Genomic DNA, 16,771 nt, shown 5'->3' with positions numbered 1-16,771 from the left:
TGCGAAATAAGTTCCGCTTGTTAAAGCTGTAGTTGACGGAATCGCTGTTCCACCTGTTAAAGCCGTATACCAAACAATGTTAGTTTCGTTAAACTGAACACTTGCAAAGGTTGGCGCATTTACCAAACAGAAGTTTTGTGTTCCTGCTGTTACCAATGTTGGCGTAGCCGGATCTGTAACGCTAATCGTTACTGATAATCTAACGGCACTTTCGCAAGTTGTGGTAGCATCTAATAAGGCTGCGAAATAAGTTCCGCTTGTCAAAGGTGTAGTTGACGGAATCGCAGTTCCACCTGTTAGAGCTGTATACCAAACGATATTTGTTTCGTTAAACTGAACGCTTGCAAATGTTGGCGCATTTACCAGACAGAAGTTTTGTGTTCCTGCTGTTACCAATGTTGGTGTTCCAGGATCTGAAACATTTATAGTAACTGATAATCTAACCGCGCTTTCGCAAGTTGTTGTAGCATCTAATAATGCTGCAAAATAAGTTCCGCTTGTAAGTGGTGTAGTTGAAGGAATCGCTGTTCCGCCTGTTAGAGCCGTGTACCAAACAATATTAGTTTCGTTAAACTGAACACTAGCAAAAGTTGGTGCATTTACCAGACAGAAGTTTTGTGTTCCCGCTGTTACCAATGTTGGTGTTCCAGGATCTGTAACGCTTATGGTTACTGATAATCTNGCAAAAGTTGGTGCATTTACCAGACAGAAGTTTTGTGTTCCCGCTGTTACCAATGTTGGTGTTCCAGGATCTGTAACGCTTATGGTTACTGATAATCTAACGGCACTTTCACAATTTGTAGTTGGATCTAGTAACGCTGCGAAATAAGTTCCGCTTGTCAAAGCTGTAGTTGACGGAATTGCTGTTCCGCCAGTTAGAGCCGCGTACCAAACGATGTTTGTTTCATTAAACTGAACGCTTGCAAATGTTGGTGCATTTACCAGACAGAAGTTTTGTGTTCCTGCCGTTACCAATGTTGGTGTTCCAGGATCTGTAACGCTAATTGTTATTGATAATCTAACAGAACTTTCACAAGGTATTGTACTATCAATTAATGCTGCAAAGTAAGTTCCACTTGTTAAAAGTGTTGTTGACGGAATCGCTGTTCCACCTGTTAAAGCAGTATACCAAACGATATTTGCTTCATTAAACTGAACACTTGCAAAAGTTGGCGCATCTGCCAGACAGAAATTTTGTGTTCCCGCAGTTACCAATGTTGGCGTAGCCGGATCGTTAATCATTACAGTTGCAACTTTAAGCTCTCCGTTTTTATTCTGACATGTATTATCACTTGTAACGGCAACATAATAAGAAACAGGACTCATAGCAGTAGTTAAACCTGAAGCTGTTAAAACTCCTGTACTACTTACCGCATATGTTACTCCGTTAATTACTCCATTAAAAATAGGCTGCGTTTTATTCGCATCTAAATACCAGAAGAAAACTGGATTTATTAAACTGCTGGTTGGTGTTAACACCGCATCAGTATCATGACAAATAGTAGCATTATCTACATTAATATCTGTTACAAGAGAAGTAGGTAAAATAGTAAATGTTACTTGTTTTCTATCTGCTGGTGCAGTTTCACAATATTCATCTGAACTAAGTCCAACATAATAAGTATATGTTCCCGGAGCTAATCCTGTTATTATTAATTTAGGAGCTGTTTCACCAACTATTTCCTGACTAGTTGTACCGTCAAAACTATACCAGTGGTATACAGGATTCGTTAGTACAGGCGTACCATTTAAGATTGCGTCCAGTGTTACTGTACCATCTTCGGCACATATAATAGTACTGTTTCCTCCGTTTATGGTTACACTTGCTATTGTAGCCGCAGGAGTAGTTGCTCTAACTATTACAGTTACTTCACCTCTTTCTAAAGCTGGGCAACCATAACGAATTGGCTGAATATAATATTTATAAGTTCCGGCAGCTAATGTTTCCGGAAGAGTATAAATCTGACCAGTGGTTAAAACATTTCCTCCTGTTGGTGAATCATACCAGACATAATCCGCACAAGATTTAGGCGGAACCTGGAGTGTAATAGCTGCTCCCGGACAAACCGTTATATTATTATCAAGATCTCCGCCAATCACTTTTGTATTGGTTACACGATCAATAGTATGAACTCTAAGTTGATCCAGCACACTTGCAACACCTCCAAAAGTAATAACCGCTTTATCATATGGTTCCGTTTGCGGCGCAACGATTGTCATTGCCATTGTATCGCCTGAAAGCAATTTTAAAGTCAATAAACTACTGGTATTTTGTATTGGTGCGCCTACAGGGATATTTCCTGAGTAAAGCTGAATAGTAAATCCGGTAAGTAAATTAAGATTTAAAAGTGTTCCCGGTTTAGAAATGGTAATTCTTAAACTATCACCCACCATAGATGGCGTTCTAAAAGTTGTAGTAAGTTCAGCAGCAGCAAGTACTCCTGCCCCGCTAAACATTGTAGCATATGTAGCAACATCACCATCAGCCACATTCCAAGGATTAGAAACCCCTACTGTTGCTGTTAGTGCCCCGACTCCTAAATCTTTTACGCCAGAGAAAATATCTTCGATATCGCCTTGACCACAAGCAATTTGAGTTACTTGTTTTTTATAGTAAGCATCATAAACATTAATATTTTGTGCTACACTCAAAACAGAGCCCAACTGTACACGAATACCATCATAATCCTGAAGACCAGTAGTATTAGAAGGAACAAATGTATATTCGAATGAGTTTTGTCCCGGTAATAAGTTTAATAATGATCCTGATACAGATTGTAAAGTTCCAATATCTATTGGGTTATTAGATCCGTCACGTTTAGTACCTATTACAGAAATATTTTGTCCAACTGCAAGTAAGCTGTTTTCTAAACCTATTTTTACAGTTACCGCAGTTCCTTTAGGAATAGTTGTTGGCCATTGCAGATTTTGCCATGTTGTGCCAATGCCTAAAAGTCCTAAACCAGTAGTTATAGTAGAAAATGTACTTGGGTCATTATCTACAGCCAAAGGTCCGTTTGTAACTGATCCTGTAATAACTGATCCCGATAATTGAGAATTTGCATAAACTCTTTCTAATAACGCATCACAAGCAGCCGGATCAATAACGCTAATCGTTACTGTTTGACTGGTTGTACAAGTACCATTGCTGGCTACCACAGTATAGGTATAAACACCAACAGTATTTAGAATTCCTGTGTTATTTGATGGTAATGCATTTCCTTGTGGGTCATACCATGTTATTGTTCCGTTTGAAGTTGCTGCTAAAGCTACCGAAGTTCCTGTGTTAACAGCAATCGAGCTCGTTACTCCTGTTAATGTAGGCAATGGATTAACAGTTACCGCTACAGGTACTCTTGTTGACGGACAATCTACACCAGTAGTTTGAGCCTGAATAAAATAAGTACCACTTACAAGAATATTTCCTGCCGCTTGTTCTGTAATTGGATTATTTGCTGAATCAAAGAAAGTATAAGTTGTATTTCCTGATGTATCAAAATTTGAAATAGCATCTTTTAAATTTACTTTACCACAAGCTGAATATGGACTTGTAACTGTTAAAGCTGAACCTGCAGGATAATTTACGACAACTTCTTTTAAAGTTCCATTTACATTCTCACAAGTTCCTCCGTTAAGAACAGATACATAATATGTATAAGGTGCATTAGCAGCAATAAGTCCGCTAATGGTTAAAGCTCCGGTTGTAGCATCTTTAGAATATGTTACGCCCGCTACCGAACCTGTTGTAATTTCTTCGGTTTTATTTTGATCTAAGTAATATTTAAATGTTGCTCCCGCTAAAGCAGATGTTGGAGTCAATACAACACCTCCTGCACATGAAGCAGTTAGAGGACTTGTAATTGCAATATCTGCAGCTGTAGGAATAGGCAATACAGTTATTGTTACTGGCTGACGAACACTATTAATACATGCACCACGAGTGGCTTCTAAATAATAAGTAGTGGTAACATTTAAAGGTGTAGAATTAACCGCTGCTAAATTTCCTCCTGTTGGAGCATCATACCAGGCAAAAGTTTCTGTTCCAGTAGAAGATGCAGTCAATGTAGGAGTTTCTCCAGAACAAATTGGTGCTGTTGCCCCAGTTATTGTTGCATTTGGAAATCTATACGAAACTTCATAAATATTTAGCGTTGTTAACAACCCTACCAAAGCCCCAAATCTAATTTCGACTTTATCAAATACTGCAGCTGTAGGAAAGCTAACTTTAAATTTATTTCCTGATAATACCTGCAAATTCAATAAATTATTATTGATTAAAAGTCTGTCATTGTTAAATGTTCCTCCATTATAAGTTGCTATACTAACAGATCCTAACAATGCTACATCAGCAATTCCTCCAGGTAATTCTAGCTCAATATCTATGATATCTCCTGCCTGACCCGGTGTACCAAAAGTTAGTTGTTGTTGTATATAAGCATTCAATACTCCCGCAGGAATAGTCAGAGTAGCAAATGTATTTATGTTTCCATCATAAGAATTAATTTCATTACTGGACGTACACAAAACACACAATGCAACTGGTAAATTCGTATCTATGCTTACCGCTTGTGAAATTGGCTGCAAACAGGTGCTTACAGTATTAATTACCATAACATTTATTGCCGCTCTTGTAGCACTTATACAATCTGTAGCTAAATTTCTAGCCTGAACATAAAATGTTTTGTTTGCTGTTAAAGCCGGACTAGGAGTATAAGTACTTGAATTTGCTAATAAAAGGTTACCTCCTGTTGGAGCATCATACCATTCATAAGAAACCCCGGCACTAGTTGCAACAGATAAAGTTACAGTTTGCCCAGACTGAATAATTACATTTGAAGATACCGGAACCGGAACTGATGCTGCCGGATTCACAGTAACAGTTACTGCTGTACGGGCAGGACTTAAACAACTGCCAATTACAGCTTCAACGTGATAAGTAGTTGTTGCAGTTAAGTTAGGTGTTGTATAAGTGGTACCTGTAAACAATAAATTTCCGCCAGTCGCCGCGTCATACCAATTATAAGTAGTGCCCGCAACCGGTGTATCAATTGTTATTGTTGTTGTTTCGCCACTACATAAATTCGATGGACTTGCAGTAACAGGTGTTGGTGCAACAGGATTATTTACTGTAATAACTACAGGAGTTCTTTCGCTATTTACACAACCATTTCTGGTAATTTCAACATAATAAGTTTGATTAGCCGTTAAAGCCGGAGTTGTAATAGCCGCTGTACTAAATAATAAATTTCCTCCAGTTAAAGCATCATACCATCTTATCGTTTCGCCCAAAGCAGCACTAGAAACTAAAGTAGCTGTCTGACCGCTGCAAATTGTTGTATTTCCTGAAATTGTTGGCGCTTTATATCTGTAAGTTGCCTGATAGATATCTAAACTGGTCAATACCGTTACTACGGCACCAAATCTAATTTCTACACGATCAAAATTTGCACCTGAAACGATACTCGCTCTAAATCTATTTCCGGATATAAGTTGTAAAGAAACCAACGGATTATTGATAAAAACGCGGTCTCCGTTATAAGTCGCTCCATTATAAGTTGCTAAACTAACGCCTCCTAATAATGCAACATCTGCCAATCCTCCTGGTAATGCCAATTCAACATCTACAATATCACCCACTTTACCTGGATTATTAAATTGTAATGTTTGCTGAATCCATCCATTTACCAAACCTATTGGTAAAGTTAATCTTGCCGAAGTAGCACTATTTCCATCAACAGAGTTGTTTGGAGTTGTAGAAGAACAAAGCAAACAAAGTCCGTTTTGAGTTGTTTGCTGACTATTTGCTTCTAAACATCCTCCTAACGGGTTAGCCAAAACAGTTACTGTAACCGGAACTCTTGTTGCGCTGACACATCCTCCTGCACTATTACGTGATTCTACATAATATGTTTTAGTTGCAGTTAATATTGGTGTTGTAAAAGTGTTCGAATCTCCTAATAATTTAGTTCCCCCTGTAGGTACATCATACCAGTCCAAAGTAACGCCTGCCTCGCTTGTCGAAGCGCTTAAAGTAGCATTTTGTCCAGATAATATAGACACACTTTGCGTTAATATTGTCGCAAGTGCAGGTACAGGAGTTGAAGTAACTGTAACCTGAGTACGTGCTGACTTACAGGCACCAATTGAAGCTTCAACATAGAAATTTGTTACTCCTGTAGGTACAGTTGGTGTATAAGTATTACCAGTAGTTAAAAGTGTTCCTGCCGTAGGAGCATTATACCAGGAATAAGTAGTTCCTAAAACCGGATTTACAACAGATAAGGTCGTTGCCTGAGTTGCTCCGGCAGAACAAATTGCTGTTCCCGCAGGGCTTATAACCGGTATTACAGGATCTATTACATTAATAGTTACCGGTAAACGCTCACTGCTTTCACAACCGGCAACTCTTGAAGTACTTACATAATATGTAGTTGTAGCTGTTAATGCTGGCGTAGTATAATTTGCTACGTTAGAAAGTGCTGTAGTAGATGTTGGCGAATCATACCATGCTACTGTTGTTCCAGGTGCAGCAGTAGCTGTAAGTGCTATTGATTGTCCGGTACATATAGATTGTGTTTCTCCATTAGTAATCGTTGGTTTTGCAAATTGCAAACGCACATCGTATATTCTTAAATTCGAGAGCACACTAACAAGCCCGCCTACCTGAATTCTAAGTTGATCAGCATCACCCGTTAGTGTATATCTAATAACACCCACTGTGTTTCCGGCCAAGAGCTGAATATTCAGCAAAGGGCTGTTTAATGCAACCGTGGCTCCATTGGTATTTGTTGCTGAATTTCTTGCCTGAATACTCGCATTAGACAACAAACCAACATCTAACAACGCTGAATTTGAACCGTAATAAATAACAATTTGATCACCCGCTCTCGCTGTTTGACTAAATGCTACCGTTTCCTGTGCAAAACAAAGTACACCCAGAGAATTCGTCAGTGTTGCATATGTGCTCAAACTGGCATCATAAGCAAAAGACGGATTAATAATTTCTGTTGCACCCAGACACACTCCTCCAATACCAGAGGTCTCAGAAGTAGGTCTGCAAAAGGTTTGTGCAAAGTTTTTATTGCATAAAAGCAATAAAAACAATAAACCCAACAATCTCTTCTTTACGATGAGATCATAGAAAGTAAAATTTTTTTTCATAATTTGGAAGATTAGAAAATGGACAATAAAATACCTGTTGCGATAAGCACGTATGCTTAGGCAATTTTAAAAAACGTTAAAAATCAACTAGTTAAAATGAAATTTAAATCCGCAGTATACTAAGAATGTAAACTCCAATTCAGTAAAAAAATCATGTTGTATTGCGTATACCGAAGTATACCAAAGAGCAGTTTTTATTCTGATAGAATAAAAAATGTCTGGAAAATTTTAGGGAATATTGACCTACATCAATCTTCCAAAAGGAGTGATTTGTTAGTGGACTAATTTTCATAAAAGAAAATTTAAGTTGATGTAGAACTGAGGGAATTCTAATATATAGTATGAATCAATATTTATAAAAAGTTGATTAGGCAATCTATAAACTTTGTTGATTTAGAATAACTTCTAAAAATTGAATCATTGATTTTGATAAGGGGCATTTTCAGTATCTAAAAATTAAACACAAAAATGCCTTTCGTCAACAAAGCCACCGATCTGACTTTGAAAATAAAAAACTGACATAACTGTAAAAATGTTGAGAAAAGTCTGCACTTAAATAAAAGTCAGATTTAAAAATAAATTTGACTAATCTTAAACTCATAAAAAATAAAGCTAAAATAACAGCAACACCTAATGCAAACTTGATAAAGAAAGTAAATGTCAATTCCATAAGCAAACTAATTAAGTTATTATTTAATCTTCAATTTTAAAAATTCAATAAAAAACATAAAAAGGGAATCTGAATCTATTTAAAAAATAGCAATTTAAAATTATCTCCTATTTTATGAATTTCAAAAAGCACAAAAACTACTTTGTTTAACTTTTGTATTCTAAAATTATAAAAAAGTAAAATGCAAAACAAGAATAAATTTCTTATTTTTTTTTGAATTTTAAAAAACTAAAAGCACAATAACAGCCATAACATGCGAAAAACCTATACTTTTAACATTAAATCAACTGTTATAATTATCATAAAAAATGCAAATAAAATTTGTTAAATCTTAAAAAAGTAAGTTTTAGATTACTTTTATTCTTTCTTAATCGTTTGATTTAGAACTAAAAAAGCAAAATTGAAAAGTAAAACTTACAATTTAAACACAAAATCTTCATTCTTTACACATTTCAAAAAAAAACCGTGAAAATACGGGGTAAACAAAATACAAAAGTCTAAACAAGTGTTAAAAAAATAAAAAAAGGTAAATAATTTAACATCAATCATTTACCTTTTTTAAAATTTATTTTGCAAAAAACTACGATTCAATAATAGTATTGATCTGAGTGAACAATTGTCCGTCACTTAAAAACGCACCTTGCTGAATTAATTCAAAGATTGAGGCATTTCTATCCTCTGTAAATACTTTTTTACCCACTTTCATTTCTATGTTCTCCGTAAACATATTATCACTTAACCATTGCAGACCTTCTTTAGTCAAAAAATCAGTTTCAGGAAATAATGATTTTAAAACTATAGATTGCACCTCAGTCTCAAAACATTGAAACAGAAAAATATGATTTTTAGAAAAATGTTCTAAAAATTCTGCTCTGGATAAAACACCTTCCCATATTAAATCTGAAAAAACATCCAGCTCCTGTTCTGCAACTTCCGGTTTATTTATCTTAATAGAATCCCATTCTGCTTTATCTATCGCCTGAGTGGCTAGAAAGCTGGCAAATTCTGCATGCAATTCATCAAATTGCTCTTTTGTTAATCTTGCGTATTTCATTAGTGTTTATTTGTCAGATTTTTATTCAATAGCCTCATTTAGCTATTCCAGGATATTTATAATAAAAAAGCCCTCTTAAATTAAGAGGGCAAATTTACACTATTTTTTATTTTCCTAGAAAATATATCGTATACCAAATTGCATCTGCCATCTTGATGTTAAACTGGCGTCATAGCTAAACGTTTTTGTTTGTGTATTGGTAAAAGTATAAGTTGGTGTATTTCCTGCTACAGTAACCCCTATTGGCTGTACACTGGTAGGAACCTGAACCACACCCCAATCAGAATTAATTAAATTACCAAGATTTAATATATCAACACTAAACTGGATCGTATTCTTTTTCTCAGAAGCTGATGAAACTTTGAAATTATAATCCTGTAAAAATTTAAAATCACATCTTCCTCTCCACGGAGAAATTGCCCCATAGCGCTCAGCATATTGCCCTCTTCTTGTTTTTAAATATTTATCCTGCTCAATATATTTATCAAAAGCTTCTCCTTGTCCCGCTCCGGTAAATGTCATTTGTCCAATTTCGGCAGTTGTAGGGATATAAATCAAATCATTCACAGCAGAACCGTCGTTATTAATATCTCCGCCATACGTGTAGTTAAAACGTCCTCCCTGAGCATATTCAAAGAAAGCAGACACTGTTGAAGCCCATTTATCATTACTTCCATATTTCCATTTTTTAGAGGCTACACCAATAAAACGATGATTATCTCCATATTTAGAGTTCGACAGAACATCTTTATTTACATTTCCCAAGGCGGGGTTAAAGGCAAAAGCATCACCTGTAATTTCAGCCTCGATTGAGTTAACATCTTTAGACACCAAATAGTTATAAGCCACACTTGCATATAAACCATTATCAAAATTCTTCTGAACTTTAACACTAGCATTAAAAGCAAATCCTTTATTAGAATTTGTCATTACATAAGCATTGTTCGCCCCTTTATCTGCTGCAGTATAAATTAACCTAGCATCTGCTCCGGCAAGAGTTCCTGTAGGATCTTTTAAACCCCAGTTTTGTACCTGAACGCCATTAATATCTTTATTGTATGAAAAATCGAAAGTTAAAATATAATTACTCTCAAATTTATGATCGTAACCTAAACTTGTTCTCCAGACCTGAGGCCATTTATAATCAGGATCCATAATCTGAAAAAAGCTGTCATCAGCACCACTTACCTGATTCCCTAACCACACAAACGGAATTCTTCCGGTAAAGATTCCGGATCCACCACGAAGCTGCGAAGTTGCATTGCCTTTTACATCCCAATTGAAACCAATTCTGGGAGACCATAAAATTTTATCACTTGGTAAATTGGTCGAAATTAATTTAACCGCATTTCCAGTATCCGGATCATAATAATCAATATCATTATCCCTGCCGGCGCCACCGTTATCAGTATCGATATATTTCTGGATTAAATCAGCAGTATTAAAATACAATGGTTTATCAATTCTTAAACCCAAAGACAGTTTAAAATCTTCGGTAACACTAAAATCATCCTGTGCATAAAAAGCCAACTGACCTACGTTTAATTCTGCCAGTTTCCAGCCGCCATCGCTGCCAACTGCAAATTGACTTTTTGTATTAAATGTATCCTGGGCATATTGTAAATTTTGTGCTACTATACTTGTTGCATAAGGTTTTGCAGCATCATCCAGAAAATCCTGTGTAGTAAAATAAGGCGTAAAAAAAGTTCCTGCATAACCATTTGGATTTCCAAAGTTATCATATCCACCTAAATTAAATGAATTCGCGAATTTAAATTTTTCAAAAGAAGATCCAAATGTAAAAGAATGTTTTCCAACCGTATAAGTCAGGTTATCTGTAATCTGAATCACTTTCTGATCCAGCGTATTATTGATAGAAAATGGTTCATGACCCGCAATAATATAATTTGATCCCGCACCATCCTGAATATTAATTACCGGAGCCGGAGTAGAAAAAGGATCTCTGTAATCATTAAAATGAGTATAACCTGCCTGTAATTTATTAGATACTGATTCACTGAATTTTGAATTCAATTCCAGCAAGAATGAACTTAATTTATTATTAATCTGATATCCTGAATTTTGAAATTGCAGGATTGAAGCATTTGGCCCTCTAAATCCTAAAGCTGTTGGATGTGCAGGTTTATCTTTTGAAGCATCCAGAAAATTATAAATAACAGCTAACTTATGATTATCATTAATATTCCAATCTACTTTTATAATTCCCTTACTGGAATTCGATTCATGAATAAATCCCTGATAGGCACCAGTATTATATCCCAGATTTGCCAATGCATTAGAAACAGCAATCAGGTCAGATTCTAAAACCCTGGATTCATTAATTCCTGTAACACCGTCATTATTATTTGCTATAAAATTAGAACCCAAGTCACTTCTTTTGTCAATTTCAAAATTTCCAAAAATAAATAACTTATCCTTAATAATTGGCGCTCCCAAACTAAATCCTGCCTGAGTTTGTTCTAAACTTGGTACAAAGATTTTTTCTCCTTTAATTTTACTTCCGGTTAAATCCTGATTTCTGTAAAAAGCATATGCAGTACCATGAAACTCATTTGTTCCTGATTTTGTAACGGCATTTACAGAAGCACCTGTAAAACCAGACAAAGTCACATCATAAGGAGCAGTTGCTACCTGAATTTGCTCTATCGCATCGAGCGAAATAGGTTGTGCTCCGGTTTGACCTCCGGGAGTTGCAGCATCTAAACCAAAAGGGTTATTAAAAATTGCACCGTTTAGAGAGTAATTATTATATTGATCATTTCTACCGCCAAAAGAACCACCGCTTGCTGTTGGTTCTAATCGGGTAAAATCTTCAGCTGATCTTGAAATAGTAGGCAGTGCAGTTAATTCTCTTCGTCCAATAGTGGTTTCTGCACCCGTTTTTCCGCTTTTAAAAACTTTATCCTTAGATACTATTTTAACTTCTTCTAATGTCTGGCTTTCATCATTTAGAACAACATCTAAATTAAAAGCTTTACCCAGATCAAGATACACATCATTATATTCCTGGTTTTGATACCCTACAAAAGTGACCAAAATTTTATATGGTCCGCCAATTCTCATATTTAAAATATTAAACCTTCCGTCTTCATTAGAGAGAGATGAATATTTTGAACCTGTAGGAGTATGTATTGCGAGGATAGTAGCTCCGGGCAAAAGTTCGTTACCTGAACTTTTTACAATACCCTTAATACTCGAAGTTGTTGTTTGCCCTGTAACCACAGTGACAATAAAAATACATAATAAGGTTACGATTTTTTTCATTTTCCTAGTTTTGAGTGAGTTATTCCTTTCAAAATTAGGCAAAAAAAAATCACTCTTAAGAGTGATTTTTATATTTTATTAACACGAAGTTAACAAAATGTTATTTTTCAGCGATAATCTCGTATGGTAATTCAACGATAACATCTCTGTGTAAACGGATGTTTGCTGTATATTTTCCAGTACGTTTTACGATACCACTAGTAATGAATTTTCTATCAATAGCGTTACCAGATTTCTCTAAAGCCTGAGCAATATCGATGTTTGTGATAGAACCAAAAAGTTTCTCTCCACCAGCTTTAGCAGTAAGTTTAATCTCAAGAGCTTTTAAAGTTTCAGCTAACGCTTTTGCATCAGCAACAACTTTAGCTTCTTTGTGAGCTCTTTGTTTTAGGTTTTCAGCTAAAACTTTTTTAGCAGAAGGAGTTGCTAAAGCAGCAAAACCTTGAGGGATTAAAAAGTTACGTCCGTAACCCGCTTTTACACTAACTACATCATCTTTAAATCCTAGATTCTGTACGTCTTGTTTTAAAATAAGTTCCATGTTGTTGTCCTTATATTTTAGAAGTTAGGTTCCATTTGACCGGAAACCAGCGACTAGAGTTTTTAATTATTTTAATAAATCGGCCACGTATGGCATTAAAGCTAAGTGACGAGCTCTTTTTACAGCTACAGAAACTTTTCTTTGGTATTTTAATGAAGTTCCAGTTAAACGACGAGGAAGAATTTTTCCTTGCTCATTAACGAATTTCAATAAGAAATCAGCATCTTTATAATCGATATATTTGATTCCTGATTTTTTGAAACGACAGTACTTTTTAGTTTTGTTAGTTTCAATGTTTAAAGGCGTTAAATATCTGATATCTCCGTCTTTTTTTCCTTTTGCAGATTGCTCTATTGTAGACATAATAATTAAGCTTTAGTAGATTTTAATTTGGCTCTTCTTCTTTCAGCCCATGAAATAGCATGTTTATCTAAACTTACAGTTAAGAAACGCATAACTCTTTCGTCACGTCTAAATTCAGTTTCAAAAGCAATTAGAACTTCTCCAGCTACTTTGAATTCGAATAAGTGATAAAAACCACTTTTTTTGTTTTGGATTTCGTAAGCCATTTTTTTCAGACCCCAATCCTCTTTTGACACCATTTCAGCTCCTCTACTAGTAAGAAATTCTTCAAATTTCGTTACTGTTTCCTTCACCTGAACCTCAGATAAAACGGGATTTAAAATGAAAACAGTTTCATAATGATTCATAAATACAATATTTATTTGTTAAAATTGGGTGCAAAAGTAACCAATAAATTTATATATACAACACTTTTTTGCTTTTATTCGTTGTAAAGTAAAAAATACAAGCCGATTTTAGTTTTTTTTGCAAAAAAATAATACATTTACTACTGCTATCCTGAATTTATTCTAAATTTTAATGTTATGAAACTAAACTGTGTTGTTGTTGATGATAGTTCTATACAAAGGACCATTATTGCAAAATTAGTTAATAATCACCCAGGTTTGCACTTAATCGGGGATTTTTCTAATGCAATAGAAGCAAAAAGCTGTATTTCTCTAAATAATATCGACTTAATATTTCTTGATATAGAAATGCCTGTTATTAATGGATTTGACTTTCTTGATGGTTTAAAATCTAAACCACAAATTATATTTATTACTTCTAAAGCTGAATATGCTTTGAAAGCTTTTGATTATGACGCAACTGATTACCTTCAAAAACCTATTGCCGTTGATCGTTTTAATGCTTCTGTAAAGAGGGCAATAGACATGCATTTGCTGAAAAAAGATGTAAAAGAAGAAGAAGGCGAACATATATTCATTAAAAGTAATCTTAAAAAACTTAAAATTTTTACAGCAAAAATCAAATGGATTGAAGCATTTGGAGATTATGTACGAGTAGTTACCGAAGATGATAGCAATTTGGTACTGTCAACAATGAAATCTTTTGAAAATGATTTATCAAAAGAAAAGTTCATTCGTGTGCACAAGTCTTATATTATCAATATCGATAAGGTTGAACGCTTTAACAGCAAGTTTGCCGAAATTGGTATTACCAAAATTCCATTAAGCCGAAACAAAAAAGAAGATTTAGTAAAAGCATTGTCAACATCGTCATAATTAATAAAAATCGACATTTGCAATGACTTTTATCGCTCGGTACTGAGCAACAGCTTCAAAACTATTCATCATTTTCTGAATAGTTTTTTTTGTACTTCCAATAGGCAAATTCTGCGGAATCTTTATCAAAATAGTTCTGATGTATTCGTTTCTTATCCTGCCAATCGCTGGTTCTTCCGGTCCTAATACCGGCATAGCTAAGTTTTGACTTAAAACCTGATACAACCACATCGAACCTTCTTTTAATTTATCAAACTCCCTGTGTTTCAAGGTTAGCTTAATAATCCTGAAATAAGGCGGATATTTATAAATCTGGCGATCATACAATTGCTCCTTATACATACCCATATAATTATGGTTTGTAACTTGCTGGATTGTATTGTGATTTGGGTTATAGGTCTGGATAATAACTTTTCCTTGCTTCTCTGATCTTCCGGCTCTTCCCGCTACTTGTGTCATCATTTGAAAACTACGCTCAAAAGCCCTGAAATCAGGATGATGCAACATATTATCAGCATTCATGATCCCAACAAGACTTACATTATCAAAATCTAAACCCTTGGCAAGCATCTGTGTACCAACCAAAATATCGATTTCACGGTTTTTAAAAGAATCAATTATTTTCTCAAAACCAAATTTCCCTCTTGTTGTATCCTGATCCATCCTGCCGGTTTTGGCTTTAGGAAAAAGCGATACCAACTCTTGCTCGATTTGTTCCGTTCCAAAACCTTTTGTCGTTAAATCAATACTCGAACAACTATGGCAATGCGTAGGTTTTGCAATCGAATAACCGCAATAATGACAACGCAATTGGTTTTTATGTTTATGAAAAGTCAAACTCACATCACATTGCTGGCAATGCGGTACGTGCCCGCAGGTCAAACATTCTATTATAGGCGAATATCCTCTTCTGTTTTGAAACAAAATCACTTGTTCGCCCAAAGACAAAGCTTCTGCAATTTCTTCAATTAAAAGATCACTAAAATGCCCTGTCATTTTTTTTCTGAAATGCTTGTCTTTTAAATCGACCAAAACAATTTCAGGCATTCGCACATTATTATAACGCTCAGTAAGTGTAACTAAACCATATTTATCCGTTTGCGTATTAAAGTAAGTTTCAATACTTGGAGTTGCTGATCCCAGAAGCACTTTTGCATTATGAAAATTAGCCAGAACAATAGCTGCATCTCTGGCATGATAACGCGGTGCAGGATCCGTTTGTTTAAACGTCTGCTCATGCTCTTCATCAACAATAAGCAATCCTAGATTATTAAAAGGAAGAAACAGTGCAGATCTTGCACCTATTACAATCTGCGCTTTATCAGCATTTTCAAGTGTTTGTTTCCAAACTTCTACCCTTTCGTTATTGCTGTATTTAGAATGAAAAACCGCTACTTTATCTCCAAAATAAAAACGCAAACGTGATACTAATTGAGTTGTAAGAGCAATTTCCGGCAACAAATAGAGAATTTGTTTTCCTGTTGCCAGATATTCTTCGATTAATTTAATGTAAATCTCCGTTTTTCCGCTTGACGTTACACCGTGAAGCAAACAAACTTCTTTCTCTGAAAAATTATTCTTAATAGATTCAAAAGCAATACTCTGCGCTTCGCTAAGTATTAATTCTTTATCACTTGCTTCTCCGGTAAACGAAACACGATCTTGCTGCAAAAGATATTCCTCAAAAATTTCCTTATCAATTAAAGCTTTTACAACAGATGAAGATGAATTCGAAACCTCAACCAGTTTTTTTACCGTAATTGGTTTCTTTTCTGAAGCCATAAGCTGAAAATAAGACAAAACAATTTCCTTTTGCTTATTGGCACTTTTCAAAACTTCTAACAATTCTCCCAAACCATTATCTGATTCGTATTGAGCGTGCAATTTTACATACCGAACCAATTTAGGCTTATAACTTTCTTTTATTTCTTCTTCTAAAACAATGATATCTTTTGCCATCATTTTTTGAAGAACCGGAAAAATATTCTTTTTATTTAATATCGAAATAATTTCCTGAACTTTCAGCGAACTCTGATGATGCAATGCTTCATAAATCAAGAATTCATCATCAGAAAGTTCAGAATCATTGACTACGATTTCTGCCTTAAGCGAAACTATAGTCTCACTTTCCAGTAATAATCCAGTTGGGAAAGCACCGCGATAAACATCGCCAATGCCACACATATAATAAGTAGCCACCCAAAGCCAGTGTTTAATCTGGATTTCGGTCGCAATAGGTTTCTCGTCTAATATTTGGTGAATTTCTTTGGCATCATAAAGGCTTGGTTCGTTTTGATGAATATCAATCACCAACGCCGTATATATTTTGCTTTTACCAAAAGGCACCGCAACCCGCATTCCTTTCTTAATGAAATGAAATTCAGTCTCAGAAATACGATAAGTAAAAGTTTTCGCTAAGGAAAGTGGTAAAACAACTTCGACAAAAAACATGTAATGATTTTAAAAGATTGAAA

At 35.1% G+C, this 16,771-nt stretch carries 7 protein-coding genes and 1 pseudogene; 1 reads left to right on the top strand and 7 read right to left on the bottom strand.

The window, feature by feature from the left end; translation table 11 throughout:
- Window positions 1-682: 682 nt before the first annotated feature.
- The 6 genes and pseudogenes from ASF10_RS24565 to rpsF form a co-directional block, all read right to left on the bottom strand.
- A pseudogene (locus ASF10_RS24565) lies at window positions 683-7,161 on the bottom strand (hypothetical protein); the annotation flags it as partial.
- 1,250 nt (window positions 7,162-8,411) lie between these two features.
- On the bottom strand, window positions 8,412-8,885 hold the full coding sequence (locus tag ASF10_RS16590) for a DUF6495 family protein (protein ID WP_056251290.1): 474 nt from the start codon (window positions 8,883-8,885) through the stop codon (window positions 8,412-8,414).
- A 114-nt stretch (window positions 8,886-8,999) separates the two neighbouring features.
- On the bottom strand, window positions 9,000-12,170 hold the full coding sequence (locus ASF10_RS16585) for a TonB-dependent receptor (RefSeq protein WP_056251286.1): 3,171 nt from the start codon (window positions 12,168-12,170) through the stop codon (window positions 9,000-9,002).
- Window positions 12,171-12,270: 100 nt separating this feature from the next.
- Window positions 12,271-12,711, bottom strand: coding sequence for a 50S ribosomal protein L9 (rplI, locus tag ASF10_RS16580; protein WP_056251284.1), 441 nt, complete (start codon window positions 12,709-12,711; stop codon window positions 12,271-12,273).
- 66 nt (window positions 12,712-12,777) lie between these two features.
- Window positions 12,778-13,074 carry a 30S ribosomal protein S18 gene (rpsR, locus tag ASF10_RS16575; RefSeq protein ID WP_002987043.1) on the bottom strand — a complete coding sequence of 99 codons (297 nt, stop codon included), beginning with the start codon at window positions 13,072-13,074 and terminating at the stop codon, window positions 12,778-12,780.
- Window positions 13,075-13,079: 5 nt separating this feature from the next.
- Window positions 13,080-13,421: a 30S ribosomal protein S6 gene (gene rpsF, locus ASF10_RS16570; RefSeq protein ID WP_007810575.1), complete on the bottom strand. Its 342-nt coding sequence runs from the start codon at window positions 13,419-13,421 to the stop codon at window positions 13,080-13,082.
- A gap of 177 nt (window positions 13,422-13,598) precedes the next feature.
- Here rpsF and ASF10_RS16565 point away from each other — a divergent pair, with 177 nt between their 5' ends.
- Window positions 13,599-14,297 carry a LytR/AlgR family response regulator transcription factor gene (locus ASF10_RS16565; RefSeq protein WP_055097960.1) on the top strand — a complete coding sequence of 233 codons (699 nt, stop codon included), beginning with the start codon at window positions 13,599-13,601 and terminating at the stop codon, window positions 14,295-14,297.
- On the opposite strand, the gene priA is transcribed toward ASF10_RS16565, so the two are convergent.
- Window positions 14,298-16,748: a primosomal protein N' gene (gene priA / locus ASF10_RS16560; RefSeq protein WP_056251282.1), complete on the bottom strand. Its 2,451-nt coding sequence runs from the start codon at window positions 16,746-16,748 to the stop codon at window positions 14,298-14,300.
- Window positions 16,749-16,771 lie beyond the last annotated feature (23 nt).

The organism is Flavobacterium sp. Leaf82 (assembly GCF_001422725.1).
Lineage (GTDB): Bacteria > Bacteroidota > Bacteroidia > Flavobacteriales > Flavobacteriaceae > Flavobacterium.
This window is presented reverse-complemented; position numbering and strand designations above follow the sequence as displayed.

Bases quoted from the DNA above. Each gene is read 5' to 3' on its own strand.
- ASF10_RS16590 (WP_056251290.1), bottom strand. From the start codon at position 8,885: ATGAAATACGCAAGATTAACAAAAGAGCAATTTGATGAATTGCATGCA.
- ASF10_RS16585 (WP_056251286.1), bottom strand. From the start codon at position 12,170: ATGAAAAAAATCGTAACCTTATTATGTATTTTTATTGTCACTGTGGTT.
- rplI (WP_056251284.1), bottom strand. From the start codon at position 12,711: ATGGAACTTATTTTAAAACAAGACGTACAGAATCTAGGATTTAAAGAT.
- rpsR (WP_002987043.1), bottom strand. From the start codon at position 13,074: ATGTCTACAATAGAGCAATCTGCAAAAGGAAAAAAAGACGGAGATATC.
- rpsF (WP_007810575.1), bottom strand. From the start codon at position 13,421: ATGAATCATTATGAAACTGTTTTCATTTTAAATCCCGTTTTATCTGAG.
- ASF10_RS16565 (WP_055097960.1), top strand. From the start codon at position 13,599: ATGAAACTAAACTGTGTTGTTGTTGATGATAGTTCTATACAAAGGACC.
- priA (WP_056251282.1), bottom strand. From the start codon at position 16,748: ATGTTTTTTGTCGAAGTTGTTTTACCACTTTCCTTAGCGAAAACTTTT.